This is a genomic window from Streptomyces chlorus (genome assembly GCF_042655885.1).
GTDB classification, from domain to species: Bacteria; Actinomycetota; Actinomycetes; order Streptomycetales; family Streptomycetaceae; genus Streptomyces; species Streptomyces chlorus.
In genome coordinates, this window is sequence record NZ_JBHSOA010000136.1 from 75996 (window position 1) to 102977 (window position 26982).

The window sequence follows — 26982 nt, forward strand, 5'->3', positions numbered from 1 at the left end:
CTACGCGTTCTCCGTCTCCCGGGACCGCGTCAGCGCCTCGGCCAGTTCCTGCACGCTGTCGTAGTGGGCCCGCCGGGGCAGGCGTTCCAGCGCGTCGATGAGCGTGTCCGGAGCGTGCTGCCGGCTCAGGGTGCGCATCAGCTCGTGCGGACCCGCGGGGAACGCCCCGCGGCCCAGGATCCTGGCCAGCTCCAGTCGCACCGACTCCAGCGACGTCGGCGCGCGCCCCGGCGTCACCGGGCCGTGCGCCACCTCCGGGTCGTCCTCGGCGAACGGCTCCGGGTCGTTCCACTCCTCGGTCCGGGTAGGGGGCCCCGGCCTCAGCAGGCCCTGCAGTTCGTGCTTCATCTCGTCGTCGCGGTGGGCACTCAGGCGGTCACTGCCTCGCTGCATGTTTCCCTCCAGGTGGTTCCGGGTCCGCACCGCGTACCCGGAGGGCGGAGACCGACACGGGGTTCGCCGGGCGGATTGTCACCACCCCCGGCAGCGGGCTCGTGCGCTGCCGGTTTGCGCCGGGGAGGGCGGGAGACCCGGGTGCCCTCACCCCCGTACGTGCCTCTACGTGCCTCCTGGGAAGGGACCGCCATGGCGGTGCTCGCATTGCTCATTCCGCCGTTCATGCTCGGCGTACTGCTGATGCTGGGCCGTTACGAGGAGCTTCTGTTGCCCGGCGTGCGTGAGCATGCCCCCGACGGCGTCCCCGCACCGCAGGACGCGGGTCCCCGGGCCGGTGCCGCGGCCGCCGCGCACACCGGCCGGACGGATCCGGGCGGGTTTCCCGGCAGCCCTTGATCCACCGGACGGGCGCCCGCGCGCACCGGCTTCACCCGCTCGGGCGTGCCCGTCCCGCGAATGGTGTCCGGCCGCGCGCGGTGCGGCGGCCGGAGGGCTCTGATGGATGCGGGACGCGACCCCGCGCCCCGCCGACGCGGGATCACCCCCGCGGCCGTCGAACGGGACGCCGTGCCCCGGCCGTCGCCCGAAGGAGCCCGCCCCATGCGCCGCACCACCCGTGCCCTGTCCCTCGCCGCCGCCGTCGGCACCGTCCTCGGCGCTCTCGCGCCGGCCGCGTCCGCGGATCCGTCCGCCGAGGTCAGTCCGGGCAGCGCGGCCCCGGGTGGCACCGTCACCGTCTCGGTCTTCTGCGAACCGGCCGGCGGGCCGCCGCCGAAGATCCTCGAGGCGACCTCGGCGGCCTTCGACAAGGGCGTCGTCGAGCTGAAGCAGGTGACCGGCGGCGACGCGGAGAAATCCGGCCCCACCTACCGGGGTACCGCGGACATCCAGGAGGTGGGGGCCGCCGGAGGCCCCGATGACGTGGGGGGCACGGCAGTGACCGGGGACACCGGTGTCCCCGACAAGGCCGAGGACACCAAGGACGCCGGGAGTCCTGCCGGCGGCTCGCTCGCCGCGCTCGACACCGTCGGCACGGCCGGCGGCGGGTCCGCCCGGACCGTCGAGGGCACGTGTCCCGACACGCCCGGCGGGAAGGGCAAGCCGTGGAGCACCACCTTCACCGTCGTCGCCCGCCACCCGGGAGGTTCCGGCGCCCCGTCCCCCTCCCACAAGCCATCCCCTTCCTACAAGCCGTCTCCCTCGTACAAGCCGTCCCCCTCCCCTGCGCCGTCCTCCTCGCCCTGCCCCGGATCCGAGCGTGCCCACTGTGGCGGGCCCGAGGTTCCGCGGGGCGTCCAGGCGGGGACAGGCGGCGGTTTCACCGACTCCGTGCCCGCCCTGGTCGCGGGCGGGCTGCTGATCGTGGCCGCGTTCGGCGCCGCCGCCCACCGGCTGCACCGCGGCAGGAGCACCCGTACGGACGGCTGATGCCCCGAGCGGCCTGGCCCGCTGACCGGTCCGTCCACCCGGTCCTCGCCTCCCGGTCCTTGTCGGCGGCGCCCACCGGGAGTGGTCGGTGGAACCGTGGGTACTGACACCGGACACTGAGTGGAGGTGCGCATGCGGCGGACGGACCCCGAAACCCACAGCTCCGCAAGTCGGCATCCCGGCGGGGCAGGTTCCGCAGGCCGTGATCCCGCAGGCCGTGATCCCGTCGGCCACGGCCCGGTCCGCTTCGGCCCGGCGCTGCCCGAGGACGGGCTGCCCGTGCTGCCCGAACTGGCCGCCGTCCTCGCCGCCGCCGCGTCCCGCGCGGAGACGGAGCCGGTCGGCGGCGGCCCCGTCCTGCTGGACGCCGCGTGCGGCCACGGCGACCGGCGCGGCCTGCCCGCGGCCCCGGACCGGGTGGCCGCCGGCCCCGGCGCGCCCGCGCTGCTCGTGGCGCTCACCGCGGCGATCGGCGGGGACGTACTGGTGCCCCGGCCCTGCGCCGCCTGGTGGGCCCCCTGCGCCCGGCTGCTGGGCCGCCCGGCGTTCCAGGTGCCGACGCCCGCCGAGAGCGGCGGCGTCCCCGATCCGTACGCCCTGCTGGAGACCGTACGGCGGCTGCGTGCCGAGGGCGGCGACCCGCGACTGCTGGTGCTCTCCGTCGCCGACGACCCCACCGGCACCGTCGCCCCGCCCGAACTGCTGCACGAGACCCTCGAGGCCGCCGTCGGCGAGGGGCTGCACCTGGTGAGCGACGAGACCTGGCGCGACACCCTGCACACCCCGCGCGACACCGTGCTGCTCAGCCCCGCCGAGATGCTGCCCGAACAGGTCACCGTGGTCACCGACCTGGCGGGCGCCCTGCTCCCGCCCGGCTGGCCCGCCGCGGTCGCCCGCTTCCCGGCGGGCGCGACGGGCGGCCCGCTCCACGCGCGCGTGCTCGATGTCCTGACCGCGCTCGACGCGCGCGTCGCCACCCCGGTCGCCGCGGCCGCCGCCTACGCGCTGTCCGAGCCGGAACCGGTCACCGCGCGGGTGGCAGCCGCCGTACGCCTGCACGCGCGCGTGGCCGCGGCCGCCCGCGACGCGGTCGTCGCCGCGGGCGCCCTGGCCCGGCCCCCGCAGGCCGGGCGGCACCTGTACGTCGACCTCGCGCCGCTGGCCCCGGCACTCGCCGCGCACGGTGTCGGCGACGCGCAGGAACTGGAGGACTTCCTCACCGGACGGCTCGGCATGCCCGCGGCGGGCGGTCACCGCTTCGGCGACGATCTCGAAGCACCCCGCGTACGGCTGTCCACCGCGCCCCTGCTCGGCGACACCGCCGAGCAGCGCGCGGAATGCCTCGGATCCTCCGCGCCGTTGGAACTGCCGCACGTGCGACGCGCGTTGATCCACCTGAAGACGGTCTTCGACGATCTCCGTGACGACGCCCAGCGAGGGGAGTCTCATCGATGACGCAGCAGTCCGAGTCGACCACGAGCACGACCACGACCACCACCCCGCACACAGACGGCCCGGCCCCTGCCGGCCCGGTGGTCCTCTCCTCCCCGTCTCCGTACCCCCCGCTCGCCGAACCCCGCCCGCTCGCCGAGCGGCGGGTGTGGCCGCGCGCCTTCCACGACCGGCTGACCTCCCCGCTGCCCGGACTGAGAGGTCTCGCCCGCTTCGCCCGCGAGGGCTCCATCAGACCCGGCCCGCAGGGCCTCGCCGGCATACCGGGACTGCCCTACGCCCCCGGCCCGCTGCCCCGCGTCGGCGCCCGCACGGTCGCCGTCACCTGGGCGGGGCACGCCAGCTGGGTGGTGCGGATCGGCGGGCTCACCGTGCTCACCGACCCCGTCTGGTCCCGCCGCATTCTCGGCACCCCGGCCCGCATCACCCCTGTCGGCGTCGCCTGGGAGGCCCTGCCCCGCGTCGACGCGGTCGTCATCAGCCACAACCACTACGACCACCTCGACGCCCCCACACTGCGCCTGCTCCCGCGCGACACCGCGGTGTTCGTGCCGGCCGGACTCGCCGTCTGGTTCCACCGCCGCCGGTTCACCCGCGTCACCGAACTGGACTGGTGGGAGGCCGCCGAACTGAAGGGCGTCCGCTTCGACTTCGTCCCGGCCCACCACTGGTCCAAGCGCACCCTGACCGACACCTGCCGCTCGCTGTGGGGCGGCTGGGTGCTCACCGACTCCGACGGGCAGCGCGTCTACTTCGGCGGCGACACCGGCTACGGCCACTGGTTCTCCCGGATAGGCCGCCGCTACCCCGGCATCGACCTCGCCCTGCTGCCCATCGGCGCCTACGAGCCACGCTGGTGGCTCAGGGACGTCCACTGCGACCCGGAGGAGGCGGTCCGCGCCGCCCGGGACCTCGGCGCGCGCCGGATGGCGCCCATGCACTGGGCGACGTTCGTCCTCTCCGCCGAACCGGTGCGGGAACCCCTCACCCGTGTCCGTGCCGCCTGGGAGCGGGCGGGCCTGCCCCGCGAGCACCTCTGGGACCTGCCGGTCGGCGGCTCCCGCGTCCTGGACTGACCGTGAGGATGTGTGGCGACGCACCGGCCGGGGGACGGCCGGCGGCTCACCGCGCCGCCGGCCCCCGCAGGTGGCGCCAGACGCCCGGAGTCACGCTGATCAGGACGGTCAGGGCGATCGCCGCGAGCACCCCCTGCCAGGGCTCGTCGAACAGCGAGCCGCCGAGGACGCCGATCAACTGGTACGTCGCCGCCCAGGCCAGACAGGCCGGCAGGTTGCCGCGGACGAAACGACGGACCGGCCAGTCGGCGATCAGGCAGGCCAGCATCACCGGAAGGCGCCCCGCCGGCACCAGCCGGGACAGCACCAGCACCGTCACGTCGTGATCGGCGAGTTTCTCCTGCGCCTGCGTCAGCCGGTCCTCCGGCGCCCGCCCCCGGATCGCCTCCAGCCAGCGCGAGCCGTTCCGCGACCGCATCCCGCGCCGCCCCAGCCAGTACAGCGCCACATCCCCGAGGAACGCGGCCAGCGACGCCGTCGCGAACACCAGCACCATCGAGATCGGTGCCGCCCGGTGGAAGGCGACCACCGCCGCCGAACTGACCAGCGCCCCGGTCGGCACCACCGGCACCAGCGCCCCGATCAGCACCAGCAGGAACAGTGAGGGATAACCGATCGCCTGCTGGGTGGTGTCCGGAACCACCGTCGCCGGCACGGCCGCCGACGAGGCCACGGCGGACAGGGCGGACAGGGGCACACCGGCCGCCTGTATCAGGGCGGCGGGCAGGATCACCGTGGAACCCCCAGGTGCACGCTCTCCCCGTGCCCCAGCCGGTGCACCGGCACCCCGGGCGCCTGTTCGGCCGCCCGCCGCACGAACTCGTCGCCCGGCGAGTGGAATTCGTGCGGACGCACGGCGTCCATGCCGATCGGCCAGTACGTGCCGTAGTGCACCGGCACCGCGTTGCGCGCCCCCAGCCGGGCCAGCGCCTCGGCCGCGCGCGCCGCGTCCAGATGCCCCTCGCCGAGATACGGACCCCAGCCGCCCACCGGCAGCAGTGCCACGTCGACCGGGCCGACCTCCTCGGCCATCGCGTCGAACAGCCCGGTGTCACCGGCGAAGTACGTCCGCGCCTCGCCCTCCAGGACGTAGCCGAGGGCGGGGGAGCGGCGTCGCCCGAGCGGCAGCCGCCGCCCGTCGTGCCGGGCGGGCACCACCCGGACCACCAGACCGCCGGCCGTCAGCACATCGCCGGGCGCCACCTCGCTCACCCTGAGATGCGTGAGCCGGCGCAGCGCCGGCACCGCACGGCGTGCGCCCCGGGGCACGAGCAGGTGCGTGCCCGGGGCGAGCAGGGCCAGCGACGGCACATGCAAATGGTCGGCATGCAGATGGGAGACCAGCGCCACGTCCGCGCGCAGGGCGCCCGGCGGCGGCAATGCGCCGCGCCGGCGCCGTAGATGCGCGAGCCGGCGGGCGAACAGAGGATCGGTGATCACGCGCGTGTGCGCATCCTCGACCGTGCAAGTGGCGTGACCCCACCAGGTGATCTCCACCGGCACCCCTTCGCCTCCTTCTGCGACTCCCCGAAGCCTACGCGCAGGAGTAGGGTCGGCGGCGAAGTCCGGAGGTGGGGGGACGCCATGGGGCCGGTGCGGGTGATCGCGATCGCGAGTCTGACGCCGCTGGAGGAACTGGACGCCGATCCCTTCCTCGTGGACTCCCGCAGCCAGCACGCCATGTGCGCCCGCTGGGCCGTCGAACGCGGGTACGTGGTGACCCGGGAGCTGCTGGTGCGTGGCCTTCGCCCCGACCACTGCGTGCTGTGGGACGGCGTACGGCCCGGCTCCGACCTGTTCGTGGCACCCAGCCGCCGGGTACTGGAGAGCGCCCTGTCCTCCGTCGAGGAGTTCACCGCCGAGTGCGCGCGGCGCGGGGTGCGCGTGGAGACCGTCGGTCACGCCGAACCGTTGTACGACGCCGCGATGAAGGCCCGGGTGCACCGTCGCCTGTCCATGCCGACCGCGGGCTACGACGGCCGCTGAGACCCGCCCGCCCGGCTCCGGGGCACCGCCCCGTTTCCGGTCGCCCGTTTCCGCCCGTGGGTTTTTGGGGGACGAAACGACACGTCCGGGCGTTGTGGCAGGGTGAGGGGCACGGGCAGGGGCCGGTTCGCAGGCCGCCCCGGCGGCAACGGGCCGGGACGTGAGGTGGACTGGGTGTGAGTGGCGTGCGGTGGCGACGGATCGCCAGTCAGATCGGGCGGAGCGTCACGGTGTGGGCGGTCGCCACCCTCACCATGTTGGTCCTCGCCGGTCTCCTCCCCGACTTCCGGCTGCGCTCCGCCGACGGCGACAGCGCCACCGACATCGCGGTCACCGCGGCACTCGGCGCCGGCGCCTTCGGCCTGCTGTCGGCGCTGGTGTGGCCGCTGCTGGTGCGCCTGCTGCTGCTCGTACCGGCGCTCGTCCTCGGCCTGCTGGTGTTCTTCCTCAACGGCGCACTTTTGCTGGTGGCGCTGCGGATCACCCCGGTCGAGCGCGGCACCGCCGCCTGGGAGACCGCCATCGTGGTCGCCGCCGTGATGTCCGCCGTCGCCTCCGCCACCGGAGCCGCCCTCGCCGTGCGCGACGACGCCGCCTACCGCCGTCGCCTCTACCGCCTCGCCGACCGCCGCCGGCGCTCCACACCGCCCGTCCCGGCCACCCACGGCACCGTCTTCCTGCAACTGGACGGCGTCGGCCACGACGTCCTGCAGCGCGCCGTCGGCGAGGGCCTGATGCCGACCGTCGCCCGCTGGCTCGGCACCGACGACGCCGGCCTCCCCCACTCCCACCGGCTCACCCCCTGGCGCACCGACTGGTCCAGCCAGACCGGCGCCAGCCAGCTCGGCATCCTGCACGGCAACAACCACGACGTCCCCGCCTTCCGCTGGTACGAGAAGGACCGCCGGGAGGTGATGGTCTGCAACCGCCCCACCAGCACAGTGGAACTCCAGCAGCGTGCCGTCCGGTACGCCGGACACCCCGGACTGCTCGCCGACGACGGCGCCAGCCGCGGCAACCTGTTCAGCGGCGGTGCCGAAGAACAGGCCCTGGTGCTGTCCATCGCCGCCCGCCGCCGCAGCCGCGAGAACCGCTCCCGCTCCGGCTACTTCGCCTACTTCTCCGACCCGGCCAACGCCGTGCGCACCGCCCTGTCCTTCGCCGCCGAGGTGACCCGCGAGATCGGCCAGTCCACCCGCGCCCGCTGGACCGAACAGCTCCCGCGCGTGTCCCGCGGCGGGCTCTACCCCTTCATACGGGCCTTCGCGACCGTCGTTGAACGGGACGTGGTCGTCGCCGCCGTCATGGGCGACCTGCTCGCAGGCCGCACCTCCGTCTACGCCGACCTGGTCGCCTACGACGAGGTGGCCCACCACTCCGGACCCACGAGCCGGGACGCCGCGAAGGTCCTGCAATGCCTCGACCGCTCCCTCGGCCTGATCGAGCACGTCGCCGCACACGCCCCGCGCCCGTACCGGATCGTGGTGCTCTCCGACCACGGCCAGAGCCCCGGCGAGACCTTCCGCTCCCGCTACGGCCTCACCCTCGGCGACCTGGTGCGGGCCGGCTGCGGACTGCCCGTGCCACGCCGCGCCCGGCGCACCCGCAGCGACGCCGAGGCCCGCGCGGCGGTCCGGGCGGCGCTGCGCCGCCCGGTCGAGGAGGGCATCGAGCAGCACCGCCCCTCGCGCGGCTCCGAACCCGTCGTCCTGGCCTCCGGCAACCTCGGTCTGGTCTCCTTCCCGGACGCGCCGCACCGGATGACCAAGGAGGAGATCGACGCCCGCCACCCCGCCCTGCTGCCGACCCTCGCCAACCACCCCGGCATAGGCTTCCTGCTCGTCCGCAGCGAACGGCACGGCGGCGTCGTCCTCGGCGCGCACCGCGCGGAGATCCCCCTGGACGAACTCGACGACAACCCCGGGCCGCTCGCCGCGTTCGGGCCGGGCGCCGCCGACGCCGTACGCCGCACCCACTCCTTCCCGCACACCGCCGACATCATGGTCAACTCCTTCCACGACCCCGTCGACGGCGAGGTGCTCGCCTTCGAGGAGCAGATCGGCTCCCACGGCGGCCTCGGCGGCGCCCAGTCCCGTCCCTTCCTGCTGTCCCCGGTCGCGCTGTCCGCACCGGTCGCCGACGGGGAGGACCTCGCCGGCGCCGAGCAGGTGCACCACGTACTGCGCCGCTGGCTGAAGGAGTCGGACGGCTCGTACCTGCCGGCCGCTCCGCGGGGGGAACAGGCCGCCTGAGCCCCGGCCGCGGGGCCGCCGCTCACGGGGAGCACTACGCCGGCCGCCGGCCTGTCATCGAGGTCGCCGGACGGGTCCGCGGGCGCGGCGCGAGCACGCCTACCTGGTCCTGCGCGGCGTGCGTCTGCCGTTCACCGCTAAGGAACCCGTCTTCCACGCCAGTTGATCCGGGGTGTGATCAGATGGGAGACGGAAACCCGGCGACACGGGTACCGCAGACCGAGCACGGAACGGACACACGTCCGGACATTCGGAAGGAACAGTCATGGCAGCCACGCGCTCCGCACACACCGTTTGGGAAGGCAACCTCATCAAGGGCAGCGGGGTCGTCACCTTCGACTCCTCCGGCAGCATCGGCGAGCAGCCGGTCACCTGGGCGTCGCGTGCGGAGGAGGCGAACGGCAAAACCAGCCCCGAGGAGCTGATCGCCGCCGCGCACTCCAGCTGCTACTCGATGGCCTTCTCCAACATCCTCGACAAGGCCGGCAACCCGCCGACCCGCCTGGTGACCTCCGCCGACGTCACCTTCGTGCCCGGCGAGGGCATCACCGGCATCCACCTCACCGTCGAGGGCACCGTCCCCGGCCTGGACGAGGCGGCCTTCCTCGCCGCCGCCGAGGACGCCAAGGTCAACTGCCCGGTCAGCCAGGCGCTGAAGGGCACCGAGATCACCCTGACGGCGAAGCTCTCCTGACCCGCTCGCCGCACACAGGACACACGCGCAGGACACCCGCAGGCCGCTCCGCAGGGGGCGGCCTGCGTCGCGTCCGCCTCCGGAACCGGGCCGAGGACCTTTGTCTCCAAGACCTCTGTCTCCAGACCTCGGCCTCCAGGACCACGGCTTCCACGACCTCGAATCCAGGGAGACGACCCGTATGACGTCACGGCCCGCCGTCTCCGCGCACCGGGGAGGCTCCGAACGCGCCGCGCCCGCGACCCGTGAGGCCTACGAGGACGCCCTGCGGTCCGGCGCCGAATACGTCGAGTTCGACGTGCGGCGCACGGCCGACGGAGTCTTCGTCGTGCACCATGACGCCCGCGCGGGACGCACCGGCCCGCTGCTGGCCACGCTCACCCACGCCGGGCTCTGCGAGCGCGCCGGGTACCCCGTACCCGTCGTGGACGACGTCATGGAGCTGATCGCCGGGAAACTCGTCGGGCATCTCGACCTGAAGGAGACCGGTCACGAGGGGGAGCTGATCGACCGCGCGATCGCCCTGCTCGGCCGGGACGGCTTCGTCGCCACCAGTCTGGAGGACCGTTCCGTCGCCGCGATCACCGCGGCCTTCCCCGGCGTACGCACGGTGCTTTCCCTCGGCCGGGACGGCACCGGGATCCCCCGGGCCCGGCTGGCGCGCACCCGGCTGAGTGAACTGCTGCCCATGCGGCGGGTCCGCGCCTGCGGCGCCCGCGGGATCGCGGCGCACCAGCGCCTCGCCCGCGGCGGGGCGCTGCGCGAGGCAGCCCGCAACGGACTGTTCACCATGGTGTGGACGGTCAACGACGACGCCCCCCTGCGCGCCTTCCTCGCCGACCAGCGCGTGGACGTACTGATCACCGACCGCCCCCGGCGCGCCGTACAACTGCGCGCAGCGCGCGCTTGACGGGCGATTGACAAACTACCCAGGCAAACTATTGACAACGGCGCACTCAAGTTTTGTGCTGGAAGTCCGGAGAGGTGTGCCCTGGCGGAAGGGGACGGCGATGGGACGTGCGGTCGGAATCGATCTGGGAACCACGAACTCGGTGGTGGCCGTGCTGGAGGGCGGTGAGTCCACGGTCGTCACCAACGCGGAGGGCGCCAGGACCACCCCCTCCGTCGTGGCCTTCGCCAAGAACGGTGAGGTGCTCGTCGGCGAGGTCGCCAAGCGGCAGGCGGTGACGAACGTCGACCGCACCGCCCGCTCGGTCAAGCGTCACATGGGCGACGGACAGTGGCACTTCCCGGAGCAGGGCTCCGTGGACGGCACCCGCTACCGGGCGCAGGAACTGTCCGCCCGGGTACTGCAGAAGCTGAAGCGGGACGCCGAGGCCTACCTCGGCGAGGACGTCACCGACGCCGTGATCACCGTACCGGCGTACTTCGACGACGCCCAGCGGCAGGCCACCAAGGAAGCCGGGGAGATCGCCGGCCTGAAGGTTCTGCGGATCATCAACGAGCCCACGGCGGCGGCCCTCGCGTACGGCCTGGACAAGGAGAACGAGCAGACCGTCCTCGTCTTCGACCTGGGCGGCGGAACCTTCGACGTGTCGCTCCTGGAGATGGGCGAGGGGGTCATCGAGGTGAAGGCCACCAACGGTGACACCCATCTCGGCGGCGACGACTGGGACCAGCGGCTCCTCGAACACCTCGCCCAGAGCTTCAAGGGCCGGTACGGCATCGACCTGACGCGGGACAAGATGGCCGTGCAACGGCTGCGGGAGGCCGCCGAGAAGGCCAAGATCGAGCTGTCCTCCTCCTCCGAGACCACCGTCAACCTGCCCTACATCACGGCCTCCGCCGACGGCCCGCTGCACCTGGACGAGAAGCTCACCCGGGCCCAGTTCCAGGAACTCACCGCCGACCTGCTGGAGCGCTGCAAGACACCCTTCCACCAGGCCGTGAAGGACGCCGGGGTGAAACTCTCCGCGATCGACCACGTCATCCTCGTCGGTGGTTCCACCCGCATGCCCGCCGTCACCGACCTGGTTCGCGAACTCACCGGCAAGGACCCGCACAAGGGTGTCAACCCGGACGAGGTCGTCGCCGTCGGAGCGGCCCTCCAGGCGGGCGTCATCCGCGGCGACGTGAAGGACGTGCTGCTCCTCGACGTCACCCCGCTGTCCCTCGGCATCGAGACCAAGGGCGGCATCATGACCAAACTGATCGAACGCAACACGACCATCCCCACCCGGCGCTCGGAGACCTTCACCACCGCCATCGACAACCAGCCCTCGGTCGGTATCCAGGTCTACCAGGGCGAACGCGAGATCGCGGCGTACAACAAGAAGCTCGGCGTCTTCGACCTGACCGGTCTGCCCCCGGCCCCGCGCGGCATCCCGCAGATCGAGGTGGCCTTCGACATCGACGCCAACGGAATCATGCACGTCTCCGCCAAGGACCTTGCCACCGGCCGGGAACAGAAGATGACCGTCACCGGCGGCTCGGCGCTGCCCAAGGACGACATCGACCGCATGATGCGTGAGGCCGAGCAGTACGCCGACGAGGACCGCAAGCGCCGGGAGGCCGCCGAGACCCGCAACCAGGCCGAGCAACTCGTCTACCAGACCGAGAATTTCATCCGGGACAACGAGGACCGGATCCCCGCCGGCACCAGGTCCGAGGTGGAGGCCGCCGTCGCCGAGCTGAAGCCCCTGCTGGAGCAGTCCGCCGACACCGCCGCCCTGCGCGCCGGCGCCGAGAAACTCGCCGCGGTCAGCCAGCGGATGGGCCAGGCGATGTACGCCCAGGCCGGTCCGGAGTCCACCGGAGACGCCGGGCAGCACACCTCATCGCAGGAGGAGGAAGGTGTCGTCGACGCGGAGATCGTCGACGACGAAAGCGGCGAAAACGACGGACGTGACGGGGGCCGCGGGCAGGACGGGCGCGGCGGCGCTCAGTAGCTGTCCCGGAACTCCCTCAGCAGCTTCTGCGTGTGCTGGGAGGAGGCGGCCCGCGCCGTCATGTGGTCCAGCACCTCCAGGTGCACCGAGACCTCCTTGCGGGAGTCCAGATACAGGGCACCGGTCAGGTACTCGGTGAACACCATGTCGGGCAGTTCCGGCTCGGCGAACCGGAACAGCGAGAAGGGCGCGTACGTCCCCGGGTGCGGGCCGTCGGCGAACTCGGCGACCTGGAGTGTGATCCGGTCCCGCTCGGACCACTCCAGCAACTTGTCGAACTGCTCGCGCATCACCCGGCCGTCCTGGGCCACCGGGCGCCGCAGAACCGTCTCCTCCACGATCACCCACAGGTGGGGCGGGTCCCGACGCTCCAGGAGCCGCTGCCGCTCCAGCCGCAGTGACACATGCCGCTCGACGGCCTCCGGCCCCTGGTTCCCGATCGTCCCGGCCTCCAGGACGGCACGCGCGTAGTCCTCCGTCTGCAGCAGCCCCGGCACGAAGTGCGGCTCGTAGGACCGGATGACCCGGGCGGCACCCTCGAGGCTCACATACAGGCTGAACCACTCGGGCAGCACGTCGTGGAACCGCTGCCACCAGCCAGGACGGTTCGCGTCCTCCGCGAGCCCGATGAAGGTGGCCGTCTCGCCCCGGGACACCCCGTACGCCGTCAGCAGGATCTGGATGTACGGGATCTTCAGCGCGACCTCGGCCATTTCCATGCGCCGGACGGTCGCGGGAGCCACCCGCAGGACCCGGGCGGCCTCCTCCCGGGTGAGGCCCGCCGTCTCCCGCAGCTCCTGCAGCCGCCTGCCGAGTACCACTTGGCCCACCGTGGGTGCGGCCCGCCGTTCACTCACGCCACATCTCCCCAACGCCCCCAGACACACGATCAGTCTGCCATGCCCGCCCGACCCTCTCACGGTTGACGGGCGGGCGCCCCTGCTCCCGTCCGCCCGGGTCATTACGTCCCGGGTGATCGACCGCGACCCGCTGCGGGCGGGATCGTGGACGCACCGGGTTCCGGGCCGGCGCACTCCGGCCCGGGATCCGGGTCCGGATCCGTCCCGTGATCTGCCCGCGAGCAAGGTATGCAATATCCGGCATCTCGTATGCCATATGCGATCGCCACGACCCAGCCCGCGAACCGGCCCGCAGCGATGACCCACAGCCCGCCACCGATCGGCGCGACCCCGACACCGACCCCGACACCGACCTCGACGGAGGGTGATTCGCCATGTCCGCGACCCAGCTTGCCTCACTCACCCGGACCTTTGGCCCGCAGTCCGTGCTGCGCCGGCTCCTGGTCCTCGACGCCGCCGTGACCGGCGCCAACGCGCTTGCCTACCTCTCCCTCTCCGGCCCGCTCGGCCGCTTCCTCGGCATCGGCTCGGACCTGCTGGCCGGGCTCGGCGCCCTCCTCGCGGTGTACACGGCCGCTGTGGGGCTGCTGGCCTCGCGCAGGCATCCGCCGAAGCTCGGAGTCCGGGCCGTCGTTGAGATCAACCTGGCCTGGGCAGTGGTGAGTTGCGCCGCACTTGTGCTGTGGCTCGAGCCGAGCACGGCGGGCATGGTGTGGACGGCTCTCCAGGCGCTCGTCGTGGCCGGCTTCGCACTGCTCCAGCACATGGCCCTGAAAACTCGTCAACTCAGCCAGGACTGAAGGTACTTGGCTGTCGCCGGATCGGCCGGGAGGAGGGTCTCCACGGCCAGTTCGGCGACGGTCACGTCCATCGGCGTGTTGAAGGTGGAGATCGACGACACGAACGACAGGATCCGGCCCTCGTGCTCGATCCGCATCGGCAGCGCGAAGTACGCCACGGACGCGGACTGTTCTGCCCCGTCCGCGTCCCCCGCCCCCTCACCCGGCCCGGGCTCCGGCACCGGGAACGCCGCGACCTCCTCGTACAGCGCCCGCAGCGGTGCGGAGCGGCGGAGCGCGATCTGCCGCTCCATCTGCTCCAGCAGATGACCGCGCCACTCCCGCAGATTCCGGATCCGGGGCGCAAGTCCTTGAGGGTGCAGTGTGAGCCGCAGCGCGTTCAGCGGCGGCACCAGCAGTGACTCCGGCACGCCGTCGAACAGCATCATGACCCCCCGGTTGGCGGCCACGACGTCGTACATCGCGTCCACCACCAGTGCCGGATACGGCTCGTATCCGCCGATCAGCCGCTCGATTCCCTCGCGCAGCGCGTCCAGCGCCGGATCGTCCAGCGGGGTCTCGGGGAACCGGGGCGCGTAACCGGCCGCCAGCAGCAGCGCGTTGCGCTCCCGCACCGGGACGTCCAGGTGCTCGGCCAGCCGCAGCACCATCTGCTCGCTGGGCCGGGAGCGGCCGGTCTCGATGAAGCTGATGTGCCGGGCGGACGAGTCCGCGCGCAGCGCGAGCTCCAGCTGACTGACCCGCCGCCGCTCCCGCCAGGCCCGCAGCAGCGGACCCACGCCTCCGGCCGCGGCGGGAGTGGTACCGGGCAGGAGAGTGCTCATGCCGGGACGGTAGCCGAGAAGGCGCCGCACGCGGGAGCCGTACCTCCCTGACCTACCTTCCGGCCACCCTCCTGACTTCCTGCGCAGGGTCCGGCGGCACATCCTGTGGCACGCTGGGCGAAGAGGAACCCCGACCGCCACGGGGGGACAGAGGAGGAGCGCAGCCCATGCCCGCCGAACCCGTCGTACCGCTGTCGCCGAAGGAGATCGAGGACCGGCTGGCCGGCCTGCCGGGCTGGTCGCTCGACGGCGGCCGACTCATCCGTTCCTACCGGCTCGGCTCCCACTTCGCGGCGACCGCGATGGTCGTCCACGTCGCCCAGGTGCAGGAGGAACTCGACCACCACTCCGACCTCACCCTCGGCTACAACACTGTGTCCGTCGCCGTCCAGACGCACAGCGTGGGAGGCGCCGTCACCGCGAAGGACATCGAACTGGCGCGCAGAGTAGAGGACTTGGCACCCGGTCACGGTGCACACTGAGGCGTGTGCTCGACTACGACGAGGAAGCGGGGCGGTACGACGCCTCACGCGGCGGTGAGCCCCGGGCCGCGGCCGCCGCGCAGGCGGTGCTGGACCTGATCCCCCTCGGGGCGCGCGACCTGCTGGACATCGCCTGTGGCACCGGCATCGTGACCCGGCGTTTCCCTTCGGCCCGCGCCGGCCTGCGGGTGACCGGTGTCGACCTCGCCGCGTCGATGACCCGGATCGCGGCGGCTCGTCTGCCCGGCGCCGTGGTGCGCGCCGACAGCCGGCAACTGCCGTTCGGTGACGCCCGGTTCGACGCCGCCGTCAGTGTGTGGCTGCTGCACCTCCAGTCCGGCCCCGAGGACGTGCGGGCCCTCGTCAAAGAGTGCGCCAGGGTCCTGCGACCCGGCGGGGTCTATGTCACCACCGTCGACAAGGCCGCCTCGCACAACGTGGGCAGCGACATCGACGCCGTCCTCTCCGCCCGCCCGCGCAGCCCGGTGCGCGACGTCGCCGCCGACGTGGCGGCCCGCGCCACCGAACACGGCCTGGTCCCGGCCGGACAGGCCGTGTTCCGGGGCCACGGCCAGGGCCGCAGCCCTCGCCGCACCATCGCCGACCTGCGCCGCGGCTGGTTCGGCACCCTGTCCCCGGGCTCCCCCCTCGCCGACGTCTTCGCCGCCCGCCTCGCCGCCCTCCCCGACCAGGACCGCCCCCGCCCCGACCCGGTCTTCCACCTCCGCGCCTTCCGGAAGCCACCGGCACCCGGGAACGGGGGAACGGCGGCAATCACAGACGGCTGGGCGTGTCACGGGATCGGGTGAACTCCGTTACGGGGTACGGCAACCAGGCCGTGACCGGCGGCGACTGAGGGGTGGAATCCCCTCGTCCTCCCTGTCGGCCTCCCAGCCCGCCGCCCTCCACATCGACCTGGCCAACGGATCGGTCCGCTGGAAGCTCTCCGCCTGCTGCGACAACGGGCGCGGCGTCGCCGGTGACATCTGGTCGGGCAACTCCGGCCCCGAGACGTGCTCCTCCTCCGACGGCAGCATCCGCGACGAGGGCGGCGGCACCAAGGGCCGCAAGCCGTCCTCCGCCAACTTTCTGTCCTGGTGGGACGGCGACCCGGTGCGCGAACTCCTGGACGGCACCAACATCGACACGTACGGCACCTCCTCCGACACCCGCCTGCTGACCGGATCCGGGGTCGCCTCCAACAACGGCACCAAAGCCACACCCGTGCTGTCCGGCGACATCCTCGGCGACTGGCCGCGAGGAGGTCGTCCGGCGCCCCAGCGACAACACCGCGCTGCGCATCTGTTCCACCCCGCACGACACCAACATCAAGATCACGACGCTGCTCCACGACCCCTGTGCCGCACCTCGCCGGCCTGGCAGAACACCGCCTACAACCAGCCGCCGCACGCCGGCTTCTTCCTCGGTGACGGCATGTCGACCCCGCCCCGCCACCACAAGCCAGCGCTCACTCATACACACCAGAACACACTCGGACTCAGCCAAACCTCAGCAGTTGCCGCCCCCTGAGCGCACGGACCCCGAACAGGACCGCGGGGCGCGTACGGCTGGCCCGGCCGTACGCGCCCCGCGGTTTCACCGCGCCTCGGCCGCTCACCTCACGGCGCAGGCCCGCCCGTCGAGCGCGAAGGCCGTCGGCTGCGTGTTCGTCGCCGAACGGCTCGCCGTGAAGCCGAACCCGACCGACGAGCCCGCCGCGACGGTGCCGTTCCAATCGGTGTTACGTACCGTCACGGCCGAACCGGACTGTGCATGGGCCCCGTTCCAGAGCTGGGACACCCGCTGGCCGTCCGGGAACGACCAGGTCAGGGACCAGCCGTTCCAAGCGTCCGACCCGGTGTTGGTCACCTGCACCTGGGCCTGGAAACCGTCGGGCCACTGGTTGGTGATCTCATAGGTCACCGCGCAGGCGTCCGTCGGCCCCGGACCGGGATCGGTGCCTCCGCCACCGTCGTCCCCGCCCCCGGTGCCCGAGGTGTCGCCGTAGACGATCCCGCGGCCGTTGGTCGCCACGTACACCCTGCCGTACACCCGCGGGTCACCGGTGATCGCGGTGCCCGTCCAACCCCACTGGTGGGCATCGTCGTTGATCCGGGTCCAGCTCTGCCCCCGGTCCGTCGAACGGAAGATGCCGCGCACGCCGTCGATCTTCGCGCTGGTGAAGAGGGTCTGGTACGAGGCGCCGGGGGCCGCCTTGCCGAAGCCGACGGTGTCGGCCTCGTCGATGCCCGGCAGCTTGGTGAAGCTCTGGCCGCCATTGGTGGAGTGCCACAGCCCGTACGCCCCGTCGCTCGCCCCGCCGGCCAGCCAGATGTCGCCCTCCGCGCCCGGCAGTGCCTTGAACCGCACACTGTCACCGCTCGGCAGGCCGGCCGCGGGGGAGGCGGCGAAGGAGGCGCCGCCGTTCGTACTGACGTAGAACCTGCCGGACTTGAAGCCGTAGAACGTCTTCGGGTTCACCCGGTCGGACTCGACCACCGCCCCCTCGGGGATGCCGCTCGACGCCGACCACGAGGTGCCGAAGCCGGTGGTGTGGTGCACCCCGGCGCCCTGCGGGCTCCACACGAAGCCTCTGCCGTCGGCGCCCGCCGCGACCGTACCGCCGCCGCTGACCCCCGAAGGGTCGGTGCCCGCGAACCAGTTGGCGCCGTTGTCGGTCGAGAAGGCGATGTGCGGCCCCGAGTCCAGATTTCCCGCCCGGACCACCGTGTGGGGGTTGGACTCGGCGAAGTCCAGACTGGTGGTGGCGGTGAAGTTCGGCTGGGTGAACATCATCGACGGGACCTTCGTCAGGTCCGTGTGCCGGAAGCCGCCGATGTCCAGGAGCCCGCTGAGCAGCGGGGCGCCGGACGGGGGAGAGACGAGGTCGTTGACCGCCGTCTCCTCCAGGCCGCGCACCATCGGCGTGATGGTGAACGTGGCGTCACGGTCCCAGTTCGTCAGGTTCTCGGTGCCGTGGACCGTGGCGCCCGTCCCGTACATCATGCGGTCCGAGTCGAACGGGTCGATCTCCAGTGCCTCGGTCATCCACCCCAGGTTGGGGGTCTGTTCGGGCGGTGACGGGTGGGCGCCCCAGGTCAGCCATGGCACGGACGAGACGTCCATGGTGTAGCGGTTCTCCCGGTTCGGGTAGGAGCTGTAGTCCCACGTCTGCGTCCACGTCGCACCACTGTCCGTGGAGCGGAAGATCTGGGTGTCCGGCCACCACGAGCTGTACGCCGTAGCCATGAGCGTGCCCGGGTTCTGCCGGTCCACCGTCAGCCCGCTGAACCCGTAGTACGTGTCGGCCTCGGCGACCGGGCTGATGTCGGTCCAGGTGCCGGTCGCGGTCGTGTACCGCCACAGTCGGCCCTTGCCGCCGTCGTACGGACCGCCCTTGTCGCTGTATGCGATGTACAGATGACCGTTGTCGGTGTCCAGGACGCCCTTGTGCGCCAGATGCCCGGTCGGCTGTCCGGCGACCCGCTGCCAGGTGGCGCCCGCGTCCGTCGACCGGTACACGGCGTTCTCCGTGTCGGCGACCCCCACGTAGATCGTCCGCGTCGCGCTGCCCGGCGTGCCCGTCGACTCGTCGAAGGTGACCCAGACGATGCCCTGGTTGTCACTGGCGTACCCGGAGGTGTCGCCCGGATCCTGCACGTAGGTGCCCGGGTTGGGGAAGGCCGTCACCTGCGACCAGCTCGCGCCCGAGTCGGTCGAGCGCCACAGGCCCTTCCCGCTGGGCGCCCCCAGATACAGCACGCTGTTGCGGTGCGGGTCTACGGCCAGGCGTTCGCCCATGCCCCGCCCCGGCATGTTGCCGCCCAGCTTGAACGGCAGATCGGCCTTGCGCCAAGTGGCTCCCCGGTCCGCCGAGCGCAGCACCGCGCCGTTCCCGGGATCCCAGTCGTTGGTGTACGTGCCGGCCGCCGCGTACACGCGGTCGGGGTCGACGGGGTCGGAGGCGAGGCTCACCACGCCGGTGTGCCCCCAGTCGTCCCAGCCGACCGAGTCCAGCAGCGGCGTCCAGGTCTTCGACCCCTCCTGCCACCGGTAGGCGCCGCCGATGTCCGTGCGGGCGTACGCCAGGTTCCTCTCCCTGCGGTTGAAGACGATGCCGGGGACGAAACCGCCGCCGTCGATCCGGGCGTTCTTCCAGGTGTACGTGTCGGCGGCGAGCGCGGACCCCGCCGGGGCGTCGGCGGCTACGGCCGACCGTTCGGGGGGAGCGGCGGCGAGGGCGGGCGGGCCGCCCGTGAGCAGGCCGGCCGCCAGTGCGAGCACGGCCGTGAGGACGCGGGTTCTTCGCACGGTGAAGTCCTTCCTCGGGGTGGGGGGAAACGAGAGGGGAGGGGGAGCGAGGAATGGGGAGGGGGCGTGCGAGAGCCGGGCGGGTCCCCCGTGCGCGAGGGGGCCCGCCCGGCCGCCGTGACCCCGGCGTCAGGTGCCGGGGCCGGCACGCGGAGCGCCGGCGGGGGCTATTCGAGGAGCTCCGCGTACGAGCCCATGGCCAGGGCGATGTCGGCCTGGGCCCAGAACCGGTGGTACGTAAAGGTGGGCGCGGCGCCGCCCGCCAGATAGGACTCGATCTTCGACCAGGCCGGGTCGTCCTCGTAGAAGGAACGGATCGAGTCGAACGTCGACGACGAGTTGATCGTGTCGCCGTTGGGCATGGTGCCCGTCCAGCCGCTCGGGACGTGGAGGGGGTCGTCGAAGCGGTTGTAGTCGGCGCGGGTCTCCGGGACGGCGATGCCGAGGGCGTCCTGGTGGTTGCCCCACATGCCGTCGAGGAGCGCCTTCGCCGTCCTTGCGGCCTCGGTGTCGCCCGAGCGGTCCGCGTAGTACGTCAGCGTCTTGGCGTAGGCCGCGGCCACACCGACGTCGTTGGTGTAGTCGGCGACGGTGACGTGCAGTGAGCTGTTGGCGCCGGGGGAGGACGGGTTCCAGGTGTCGGGCTTGCCCGACCACTGCAACGTCGACGGGACCCGGAAGGTGCCGTCCGGGTTGATCGTCGTCTTCGACAGCGCCCAGTCGACCCACTTGTCCAGGACGACCTTGGCGTCGGCGTCACCCGTCTGCTGGTAGTACTCGGCGACCCGCTCCATGGACCACGCCTGGAAGCCGAACCACTGGTTGGACGGCGGGTCGTGGTACACCGGCTTCTCGTCGTAGTACATGCCGTAGAACGTCGGCGTCCCGGCCGGCGGCGTCGCGTAGCGGCCCGCCCAGCTGTTGGTGGCACCGCCCGCGATGGCGCCCTCACCGGACTGCAGCCAGCGGTAGAACTCCAGCTGCCGGTCCAGGGACTTGGCCCAGTCCGCCGCGCCGGTCGCCGACTTCGGCTTCAGGCCGGCGTAGGAGCTGAGGGCGTGGGCCGCGAGGGGGTTCTGGTAGCCGCCGTGCGTGTGGCTGGAGCCGATGCGCCAGGCCCAGCCCGCCGAGGTGTCGGTCGCGCCGCCCCAGGCGTAATACCAGGACATCAGATAGTGCGAGGCGTCCTTGCCGGTACCGGCCGGGCAGGAGGACGGGCTGGTGCAGTTCCCGACCTTCTTGAAGTACTTGTCGTACATGGAGTAGCGCAGGTAGTCGCCCATCTTGGCGGCCTTGGCGACGGTTGCGGAGATGTCACCGCCCTTGCCCTGATCCTTCGCCCACAGGTCCGCCCAGTACGCGGCCTGCACCGCGCGCGCGTCGGCGTCCGGCGCGTTGGTGAACTTCCACTGCTTCGCGTAGGAGGCGTCCTGGGTGAACAGGTCCAGATACCCGTTCTTGCCGCCGTACTTGAAGGCGTCACAGGTGGGCTGCGGCACCGTCTCCCACACCGACTCCTGCGAGCCGCGCTGGAAGGTGTTGATGTACGACGGCCCGGTCGCCGTCGGACCCGCCTCGCACTTGCCGGGCTCGTTGCCGTAGCCGTAGGTGTTGTCCACGTCCTGGAGCCAGTGCATACCGTAGACGTCGTCCGTGCCGTACGTGGACCGCAGCTCGGAGGCGATCGGATCCGGGCCGACGGAGACGCCGGTGTCCAACGGTGCCGGGTACTGCGTGGGGGTGTCGAGCTCGGGCGCGTAGGTCGCCGGCTTCGACGCGTTGTAGAAGGAGTTGGTCGGCTGGTCGGCGTGGGTCGGGATCATGTACCGCTCCATGATGTCCCAGGCCCCGTTGAACTTCGACCAGTCACCGGTCACCTTGCCGTACATGGCCTGCAGCCACAGCAGATAGCTGTACGCCTCCGAGGTGGTCTCGTGGCCGTGGTCCGGCGCCTCGACGATCAGCGTCTCCACCGAGTGGTACGGGATGCCCTCGGGCGAGAAGTAGCCGTTCGCCGGATCGGTGATCTTCCCGTAGAGCTCCAGGAAGCGCGCTTCGTACGCCTTCGTCGCACCCAGCTGCGTCACCGTGACCGCGGCCTTCGCGTGGCCCGGGGCCGACGACTCGAAGACCGCCGAGCCCGTGCCCGAGGAGGCGGCGCTGATCGTGACCTTCTGCGCGGTGTTCCAGTTCGACGGCGTGAAGGTGAGCGAGGCGCCCGCGCCGACCGACAGGCCGGAGTTGCCGCTCGCGCGGGTCGTCGTGACCGTCGTGTTCGCGCTCGGCCGCGTCGACAGCTTCACCTCGTACGTGCCCGACTCACCCTGCCGCACGCCCAGTTGGGACGGCGCGGCCACCACGGTCGGGCCGGAGGCGACCGTGATGCCGACCGGGGTCGAGTTCGCGGAGGCGCCCAGGCTGTCGTACGCCTTCGCCGCCAGTGAATGACTGCCCACGGTCAATCCAGTGACGGACAGCGTGAAGGGCGCGCTCGTGTCCGTGCCCAGCAGCACGGTGTCGTCGTAGAACTCCACCTTGGTGATCGTCGCGTCGTCGGCCGCCGCCGCGGTCGCCGCGAGCGGGACCGTCTGGCCCTGTGTGTAGACCGCGCCGGCCGCCGGGCTGGTCAGCACGGTGATCGGCGGCTGGTGGGCCCCCGTGCAGGCAGTGCCGTTGATGGCGAAGGACGTGGGCGCGGAGTTGCTGCCGCTGTAGGAGAACTGCGCGCCGGTGGTGACGGCGCTGCCGGCCGCGATCCGCGCGTTGTACGCGGCGTTCTTCACGGTCACGGTCCTGCCGGACTGGGACCAGTTGCCGTTCCAGCCGTTCGAGAGCTGCTGGTTGCCCGCGTAGCCGTAGGTCAGCGTCCAGCCGTCGATGGTGTCCGTGCCGCGGTTGGTGAGGGTCAGATCCGCGGTGAAGCCGGAACCCCAGTCATTGGTCCGGTAGTCCACGCTGCACTGAACAGCTGCCGCCTGAGCGGGAGTTGATCCTGAGGAGAGCATCGTCAGCGGAAGTGCCAGCGCTGCCACGGCGGCCGTCCACAGTCGCCGGACGCCGCGGCGCCTTCTGGGTGGGGGATGCATGGTGCTGGTTCCTCCTGCGACTCGGAGAGGTCAAGGCTTGAACCAGTGGGAGCGCTCCCATAGTGGGGATGGGGTCCGGAGCGGTCAAGGCTTGTGGTGAATCGAAAAGATTCGACGGCCCGAGTTGAGTGAATGTCGGTAACTCCCCTGTTCTTCGCCGTCACTTGGCGCTAGCTTCATGAACACCAGTGGGAGCGGTTCCATCAGTCGACACGTCCGTCACGACGCGTCCGAACTGCAAGGAGTCGCTCATGCGGCACCCCCCGCGTTCAGTACTTTTACGTCCTGTCATCGGTACGGCCGTGCCCCGGGCGGGCACCCCGGTCGCACCGGTCCTCACGGCGCACGAGACCGCGCCCGTGTGCACGGCGGAGCACTCCGCCACGGCCTCCCCGAGGGACGCCGGCACCGGATCCGCGGTGTTCCCGCTCGACGGCACCACCCGTCCCCCCGACGCGGGGGCAGCGCACTCCCGTGGGACCCCTCATGGCCGGTCCGGCCCCCGCACGTCCCGGACCGCGGACCGGACCTTGTCCTGATCCTCCGCCCCGAGGCACCCCCACGCCGTACGGCACCGGACGCGCGATCCACGCGCGCCCCGGTCCGACCACTGCCGAACCTCAACTCCCCCTATGGACACTCCTCTTCGGACAGCGCGCCCGGACACCCCCCAACGGATAGGAAACCCGCACTCATGAGTCGCACGAGAACCGCGCTCCTCGCTGCCATGGCGCTGGTCGCCGGTGCCACGGGGACGGCGTACGCCGTCGTACCCGACGGTGTCGGTGCCGCAGCCGTCCCCTGCACCGTCGCCTACCAGGTGCAGAACCAGTGGGACACCGGCTTCACCGCCTCCGTGACCGTCACCAACCTCGGTGCCGCCAAGTCGTCGTGGGCGGTGAAGTGGTCCTACGCCGGCAACCAGCGGGTCACCAGCGGCTGGAACGCCAAGATCACCCAGTCCGGCAGCAACGTAACCGCCGCCAACGAGTCCTACAACGGCACGCTGGCGACCGGCGGTTCGACCAGCTTCGGCTTCCAGGGCACCTACAGCGGCAGCAACGCGATTCCCGCCACCTTCACCCTCGACGGTGTCACGTGCAACGTCGACGGCGGCGGCCCGACCGACCCCACGGACCCGACCGATCCGACCGGCCCCGGCGACCGCGTCAACAACCCGTACAGCGGCGCCAAGGTGTACGTGAACCCCGAGTGGTCCACGAAGGCGGCCGCCGAGCCGGGCGGCAACCGCATCGCCAACCAGCCCACCGGCGTCTGGCTGGACCGCATCGCCGCCATCAACGGCGTGAACGGCGGCATGGGCCTGCGCGACCACCTCGACAAGGCACTCACACAGAAGGGCTCGGGCGAACTCGTCGTCCAGCTGGTCATCTACAACCTGCCCGGCCGTGACTGCGCCGCCCTCGCCTCCAACGGCGAACTCGGCCCGACGGAGATCGGCCGCTACAAGACCGAGTACATCGACCCGATCGCCGCGATCCTCGCCGACAAGAAGTACGCCCCGCTGCGGATCGTCACCACCGTCGAGATCGACTCCCTGCCCAACCTCGTCACCAACACCGGCAGCCGGGCCACCGCGACGCCGCAGTGCGACGTGATGAAGGCCAACGGCAACTACGTCAAGGGCGTCGGATACGCCCTGAACAAGCTCGGCGACGTGCCGAACGTGTACAACTACGTCGACGCCGGCCACCACGGCTGGATCGGCTGGGACGACAACTTCGGGGCCTCCGCCGACGTGTTCCGCGACGCGGCCACCGCCGAGGGCGCGACCCCGTCGGACGTCCACGGCTTCATCACCAACACCGCCAACTACAGTGCGCTGAAGGAGAAGAACTTCACCATCAACGACTCCGTGGCCGGCAAGTCGGTCCGCGAGTCCAAATGGGTCGACTGGAACCGGTACGTCGACGAACTGGGCTTCGCCCAGGCCTTCCGCAACAAACTCGTCTCGACCGGCTTCAACACGAACATCGGCATGCTCATCGACACCTCCCGCAACGGCTGGGGCGGCACCGCCCGGCCCGCCGGACCGGGCGCGACGACCAGCGTCGACACCTACATCGAAGGCGGACGGTACGACCGCCGCATCCACATCGGCAACTGGTGCAACCAGTCGGGCGCCGGACTCGGCGAACGCCCGCAGGCGGCACCGGAGAGCGGTATCGACGCCTACGTGTGGATGAAGCCCCCGGGTGAGTCCGACGGGGCCAGCAAGGCCATCCCGAACGACGAGGGCAAGGGCTTCGACCGGATGTGCGACCCGGCCTACACGGGCACCCCGCGCAACGGGAACAACCTCACCGGCGCCCTGCCGAACGCCCCGGTCTCAGGTCACTGGTTCTCGGCACAGTTCCAGGAACTGATGCAGAAGGCGTACCCGCCACTGTCCTGACCGGCCGGCCGACCGGCCTCCGGTTGAACCTCGGCCGACCCCGATCCACCGAGTGACCCCGATCCGCCGGGGAGCGGGCCACGCGCCCGCTCCCCGGCGGATCGCCCACGCCCGTACGGGCGGTTTCGGGAAACCATTTTGCCGAAGCGGCAACAATACTGGCCTCTCCCCGGTGCGTTGGCGCACCCTGTCCGCATCCGAGCGGAGAGGCTGACCCCCATGGCGCATCACGACCACCATCACCACGAGCCCCGGCACGACGGCCGGCACGGCCACCACCACGGCCACGGCACCACGGACACCGAGATGGACTGGGCGGAGACGGCCTCCCTGCTCGAATCGGAGGCCGAACTGTTCACGCCCCTGTACGAACGAGCCCTCGGCTGGCTCGCGAAGGAGGTGACGGAGCCGGGACTGATCGTGGACGCGGGCAGCGGGCCGGGTGTCATCTCCTGTCTGTTCGCCGAGGCCTTCGAGGGCGCCCGCATCGTGGCCGCCGACGGCTCCGCCCCGCTGCTCGAACGGGCAGCGGACCGCGCCGCCCGGCACGGCGCCGGCGACCGCTTCGGGACCCTCGCCGGTGAACTGCCCGGCGTGCTCGACGAACTGGAGTACCCGGCCGACCTGTTGTGGGCCAGCCGCAGCGTCCACCACCTGGGCGACCAGCGCGCCGCACTCGCCGCCTACGCCGCCCGGCTCGCGCCCGGCGGCACGCTGGCCGTCATGGAGGGCGGCCTGCCCACCCGGTACCTGCCGCGCGACATCGGCATCGGCCGGCCAGGGCTCCAGACCCGCATCGATGCCGTGGAAGCCGACTGGTTCACCCGTATGCGCACCGAACTGCCGGGCTCCGTCGCACACACCGAGGACTGGCCCGCCCTGCTGACCACGGCCGGACTGCACCACAGCCGCTCCCGCACCTTCCTCCTCGACCTCCCCGCCCCGGCCACCGACCGAGCCCGTGCCCACGTCGTCGCGACCCTCACCCGCACCCGCGACAGACTCGCCGAGGAACTGGACGCCGACGACCGCGCCACCCTCGACCGCCTCCTCGACCCGGCCGACGAGGCGAGCCTGCACCACCGCCCCGACGTCTTCTTCCTGACGGCTCACACGGTCCACACGGCCGTCCGCCCGGTCTAGGGCCTCTCGTTCGGATCATGCCGGGCTCGCGGGGTCCGGCCTGATCCAAACGAAAGACCCTGGCCCGCCCGGTCCGGTGGCGCGAGCTTGACTTGGAGAGCTCTCCAAGTGATGGACTCCCCTGCACTCGACGACACACAGGGGGTATCCATGACCGACTCACCGGTCACGCTCATCACCGGCGGGGGCAGCGGCATCGGCGCCGCCGTAGCCCGGCGGCTGCTGGACGCGGGGCAGAGGGTGGCCGTCACAGGCCGCGGCGAGGAGCGGCTGCGCGGCTTCGCGAAGGAGCTCGGGGAACCGGAAGGGCTGGTGACGATCCCCGGGAACGCGGCCGAGTACGACGACGTACGGTCCGCGGTCGACACCGTGCTGACGGCATTCGGCCGACTGGACACAGTCGTCGCCAACGCCGGTTTCGCCACCCATGATTCGGTCGCCGAGGGCGACCCCGCCGGGTGGACCGAGATGGTGCTGACCAACGTTCTCGGCCCCGCCCTGCTGATCAGGGCCTCCATCGATGCTCTGAAGGAGACCCGCGGACGGATCGTCCTGGTCGGCAGCGTCGCCGGGTTCGTGCCGACGCCGGGCAACCTCTACGGTGCGACCAAGTGGGCGGTGACCGGGCTCGCCGAGAACGTCCGGCGGGAGGTCACCGAGTGGGGCGTCGGTGTCACCCTCGTCGCGCCCGGCCGCGTCGAGACCCCGTTCTGGGACTCGTACGGCAGCCTCCCGCCCGGTCATCTGCTCACCGCCGACCGGATCGCGGAGTCGGTCGTGTGGGCGATGCGGCAGCCGGCCGGGGTGGACGTCAACACCATGGTCGTCCGTCCCATCGGCCAGCCCAACTGACGAGCCCCGGCCGGA

At 71.9% G+C, this 26982-nt stretch carries 23 protein-coding genes; 16 read left to right on the forward strand and 7 right to left on the reverse strand.

The genetic code is table 11. The annotated features are described in order from the left end of the window. Nucleotides 1-393 (reverse strand): DUF2795 domain-containing protein, encoded by a 393-nt coding sequence (locus tag ACFPZI_RS34875; RefSeq protein WP_381371168.1) that lies wholly within the window; start codon nt 391-393, stop codon nt 1-3. Nucleotides 394-585: 192 nt separating this feature from the next. Here ACFPZI_RS34875 and ACFPZI_RS34880 point away from each other — a divergent pair, with 192 nt between their 5' ends. The 4 genes from ACFPZI_RS34880 (at nt 586) to ACFPZI_RS34895 (ending at nt 4352) form a co-directional block, all read left to right on the forward strand. Continuing rightward, nucleotides 586-792: a hypothetical protein gene (locus ACFPZI_RS34880; protein ID WP_381371169.1), complete on the forward strand. Its 207-nt coding sequence runs from the start codon at nt 586-588 to the stop codon at nt 790-792. A 204-nt stretch (nt 793-996) separates the two neighbouring features. Continuing rightward, on the forward strand, nt 997-1824 hold the full coding sequence (locus ACFPZI_RS34885; RefSeq protein ID WP_381371170.1) for a hypothetical protein: 828 nt from the start codon (nt 997-999) through the stop codon (nt 1822-1824). Between the two features lie 132 nt (nt 1825-1956). Continuing rightward, nucleotides 1957-3279 carry an aminotransferase class I/II-fold pyridoxal phosphate-dependent enzyme gene (locus ACFPZI_RS34890; protein WP_381371171.1) on the forward strand — a complete coding sequence of 441 codons (1323 nt, stop codon included), beginning with the start codon at nt 1957-1959 and terminating at the stop codon, nt 3277-3279. Continuing rightward, nucleotides 3276-4352, forward strand: a complete 1077-nt coding sequence (locus ACFPZI_RS34895) for an MBL fold metallo-hydrolase (RefSeq protein WP_381371172.1) — start codon at nt 3276-3278, stop codon at nt 4350-4352. Before ACFPZI_RS34890 ends, ACFPZI_RS34895 begins: the two co-directional genes overlap by 4 nt. Nucleotides 4353-4398: 46 nt before the next feature. Here the strand turns inward: ACFPZI_RS34895 and ACFPZI_RS34900 are convergent, their stop codons facing one another. Both ACFPZI_RS34900 and ACFPZI_RS34905 read right to left on the reverse strand, forming a co-directional pair. After that, nucleotides 4399-5025 (reverse strand): DedA family protein, encoded by a 627-nt coding sequence (locus ACFPZI_RS34900; RefSeq protein ID WP_381371234.1) that lies wholly within the window; start codon nt 5023-5025, stop codon nt 4399-4401. A gap of 56 nt (nt 5026-5081) precedes the next feature. Beyond that, the gene (locus ACFPZI_RS34905; protein WP_381371173.1) at nt 5082-5855 is read right to left on the reverse strand and encodes an MBL fold metallo-hydrolase; all 774 of its coding nucleotides are present in this window, start codon (nt 5853-5855) and stop codon (nt 5082-5084) included. 81 nt (nt 5856-5936) lie between these two features. On the opposite strand from ACFPZI_RS34905, the gene ACFPZI_RS34910 reads away from it, so the two are divergent. The 5 genes from ACFPZI_RS34910 to dnaK all read left to right on the forward strand — a co-directional run bounded on the left by ACFPZI_RS34910 (nt 5937) and on the right by dnaK (nt 12193). Then, nucleotides 5937-6338 (forward strand): hypothetical protein, encoded by a 402-nt coding sequence (locus tag ACFPZI_RS34910; RefSeq protein WP_381371174.1) that lies wholly within the window; start codon nt 5937-5939, stop codon nt 6336-6338. Between the two features lie 176 nt (nt 6339-6514). After that, complete coding sequence (locus ACFPZI_RS34915; protein WP_381371175.1) at nt 6515-8590, forward strand: phage holin family protein; 2076 nt, start codon at nt 6515-6517, stop codon at nt 8588-8590. 265 nt (nt 8591-8855) lie between these two features. Next, nucleotides 8856-9284 carry an OsmC family peroxiredoxin gene (locus ACFPZI_RS34920; RefSeq protein WP_055595704.1) on the forward strand — a complete coding sequence of 143 codons (429 nt, stop codon included), beginning with the start codon at nt 8856-8858 and terminating at the stop codon, nt 9282-9284. 181 nt (nt 9285-9465) lie between these two features. Further along, nucleotides 9466-10194: a glycerophosphodiester phosphodiesterase family protein gene (locus ACFPZI_RS34925; RefSeq protein WP_381371176.1), complete on the forward strand. Its 729-nt coding sequence runs from the start codon at nt 9466-9468 to the stop codon at nt 10192-10194. Nucleotides 10195-10294: 100 nt separating this feature from the next. Beyond that, a complete protein-coding gene (dnaK, locus tag ACFPZI_RS34930; RefSeq protein ID WP_381371177.1) occupies nt 10295-12193 on the forward strand; it encodes a molecular chaperone DnaK in 1899 nt (632 codons plus the stop codon). Here the strand turns inward: dnaK and ACFPZI_RS34935 are convergent. Further along, a complete protein-coding gene (locus tag ACFPZI_RS34935; protein ID WP_381371178.1) occupies nt 12187-13050 on the reverse strand; it encodes a helix-turn-helix domain-containing protein in 864 nt (287 codons plus the stop codon). The two genes, dnaK and ACFPZI_RS34935, sit on opposite strands and share 7 nt — an antisense overlap. A 377-nt stretch (nt 13051-13427) precedes the next feature. Between ACFPZI_RS34935 and ACFPZI_RS34940 the strand changes: the two genes are divergently transcribed. Further along, a complete protein-coding gene (locus tag ACFPZI_RS34940; protein WP_381371179.1) occupies nt 13428-13853 on the forward strand; it encodes a hypothetical protein in 426 nt (141 codons plus the stop codon). Here ACFPZI_RS34940 and ACFPZI_RS34945 read toward each other — a convergent pair. Beyond that, entirely contained in the window at nt 13835-14677 is an 843-nt protein-coding gene (locus ACFPZI_RS34945) for a helix-turn-helix domain-containing protein (RefSeq protein ID WP_381371180.1), read from the reverse strand. The genes ACFPZI_RS34940 and ACFPZI_RS34945 overlap by 19 nt on opposite strands. A 167-nt stretch (nt 14678-14844) precedes the next feature. Here ACFPZI_RS34945 and ACFPZI_RS34950 point away from each other — a divergent pair, with 167 nt between their 5' ends. The 3 genes from ACFPZI_RS34950 (at nt 14845) to ACFPZI_RS34960 (ending at nt 16689) form a co-directional block, all read left to right on the forward strand. Further along, nucleotides 14845-15159 (forward strand): 4a-hydroxytetrahydrobiopterin dehydratase, encoded by a 315-nt coding sequence (locus ACFPZI_RS34950; RefSeq protein ID WP_381371181.1) that lies wholly within the window; start codon nt 14845-14847, stop codon nt 15157-15159. Between the two features lie 5 nt (nt 15160-15164). Next, complete coding sequence (locus ACFPZI_RS34955) at nt 15165-15968, forward strand: class I SAM-dependent methyltransferase (RefSeq protein WP_381371182.1); 804 nt, start codon at nt 15165-15167, stop codon at nt 15966-15968. Nucleotides 15969-16074: 106 nt separating this feature from the next. After that, entirely contained in the window at nt 16075-16689 is a 615-nt protein-coding gene (locus ACFPZI_RS34960; protein ID WP_381371235.1) for a rhamnogalacturonan lyase family protein, read from the forward strand. A gap of 84 nt (nt 16690-16773) precedes the next feature. On the opposite strand, the gene ACFPZI_RS34965 is transcribed toward ACFPZI_RS34960, so the two are convergent. Both ACFPZI_RS34965 and ACFPZI_RS34970 read right to left on the reverse strand, forming a co-directional pair. After that, nucleotides 16774-19470, reverse strand: a complete 2697-nt coding sequence (locus ACFPZI_RS34965) for a cellulose binding domain-containing protein (RefSeq protein WP_381371183.1) — start codon at nt 19468-19470, stop codon at nt 16774-16776. A 167-nt stretch (nt 19471-19637) separates the two neighbouring features. Continuing rightward, the gene (locus ACFPZI_RS34970; RefSeq protein ID WP_381371184.1) at nt 19638-22556 is read right to left on the reverse strand and encodes a glycoside hydrolase family 48 protein; all 2919 of its coding nucleotides are present in this window, start codon (nt 22554-22556) and stop codon (nt 19638-19640) included. Between the two features lie 694 nt (nt 22557-23250). Here ACFPZI_RS34970 and ACFPZI_RS34975 point away from each other — a divergent pair. The 3 genes from ACFPZI_RS34975 (at nt 23251) to ACFPZI_RS34985 (ending at nt 26967) form a co-directional block, all read left to right on the forward strand. Beyond that, entirely contained in the window at nt 23251-24972 is a 1722-nt protein-coding gene (locus ACFPZI_RS34975; RefSeq protein ID WP_381371185.1) for a glycoside hydrolase family 6 protein, read from the forward strand. Nucleotides 24973-25191: 219 nt separating this feature from the next. Continuing rightward, the gene (locus tag ACFPZI_RS34980) at nt 25192-26115 is read left to right on the forward strand and encodes a class I SAM-dependent methyltransferase (protein ID WP_381371186.1); all 924 of its coding nucleotides are present in this window, start codon (nt 25192-25194) and stop codon (nt 26113-26115) included. A 150-nt stretch (nt 26116-26265) separates the two neighbouring features. Then, on the forward strand, nt 26266-26967 hold the full coding sequence (locus ACFPZI_RS34985; RefSeq protein WP_381371187.1) for an SDR family oxidoreductase: 702 nt from the start codon (nt 26266-26268) through the stop codon (nt 26965-26967). Nucleotides 26968-26982 lie beyond the last annotated feature (15 nt).

Excerpts from the sequence above, each read along its gene's own strand:
- ACFPZI_RS34890 (WP_381371171.1), top strand. The coding sequence starts at position 1,957 with ATGCGGCGGACGGACCCCGAAACCCACAGCTCCGCAAGTCGGCATCCC.
- ACFPZI_RS34925 (WP_381371176.1), top strand. The coding sequence starts at position 9,466 with ATGACGTCACGGCCCGCCGTCTCCGCGCACCGGGGAGGCTCCGAACGC.
- ACFPZI_RS34920 (WP_055595704.1), top strand. The coding sequence starts at position 8,856 with ATGGCAGCCACGCGCTCCGCACACACCGTTTGGGAAGGCAACCTCATC.
- ACFPZI_RS34875 (WP_381371168.1), bottom strand. The coding sequence starts at position 393 with ATGCAGCGAGGCAGTGACCGCCTGAGTGCCCACCGCGACGACGAGATG.
- ACFPZI_RS34885 (WP_381371170.1), top strand. The coding sequence starts at position 997 with ATGCGCCGCACCACCCGTGCCCTGTCCCTCGCCGCCGCCGTCGGCACC.
- ACFPZI_RS34950 (WP_381371181.1), top strand. The coding sequence starts at position 14,845 with ATGCCCGCCGAACCCGTCGTACCGCTGTCGCCGAAGGAGATCGAGGAC.
- ACFPZI_RS34945 (WP_381371180.1), bottom strand. The coding sequence starts at position 14,677 with ATGAGCACTCTCCTGCCCGGTACCACTCCCGCCGCGGCCGGAGGCGTG.
- ACFPZI_RS34975 (WP_381371185.1), top strand. The coding sequence starts at position 23,251 with ATGAGTCGCACGAGAACCGCGCTCCTCGCTGCCATGGCGCTGGTCGCC.
- ACFPZI_RS34970 (WP_381371184.1), bottom strand. The coding sequence starts at position 22,556 with ATGCATCCCCCACCCAGAAGGCGCCGCGGCGTCCGGCGACTGTGGACG.
- ACFPZI_RS34910 (WP_381371174.1), top strand. The coding sequence starts at position 5,937 with ATGGGGCCGGTGCGGGTGATCGCGATCGCGAGTCTGACGCCGCTGGAG.
- ACFPZI_RS34880 (WP_381371169.1), top strand. The coding sequence starts at position 586 with ATGGCGGTGCTCGCATTGCTCATTCCGCCGTTCATGCTCGGCGTACTG.
- ACFPZI_RS34940 (WP_381371179.1), top strand. The coding sequence starts at position 13,428 with ATGTCCGCGACCCAGCTTGCCTCACTCACCCGGACCTTTGGCCCGCAG.
- ACFPZI_RS34985 (WP_381371187.1), top strand. The coding sequence starts at position 26,266 with ATGACCGACTCACCGGTCACGCTCATCACCGGCGGGGGCAGCGGCATC.
- dnaK (WP_381371177.1), top strand. The coding sequence starts at position 10,295 with ATGGGACGTGCGGTCGGAATCGATCTGGGAACCACGAACTCGGTGGTG.
- ACFPZI_RS34980 (WP_381371186.1), top strand. The coding sequence starts at position 25,192 with ATGGCGCATCACGACCACCATCACCACGAGCCCCGGCACGACGGCCGG.
- ACFPZI_RS34895 (WP_381371172.1), top strand. The coding sequence starts at position 3,276 with ATGACGCAGCAGTCCGAGTCGACCACGAGCACGACCACGACCACCACC.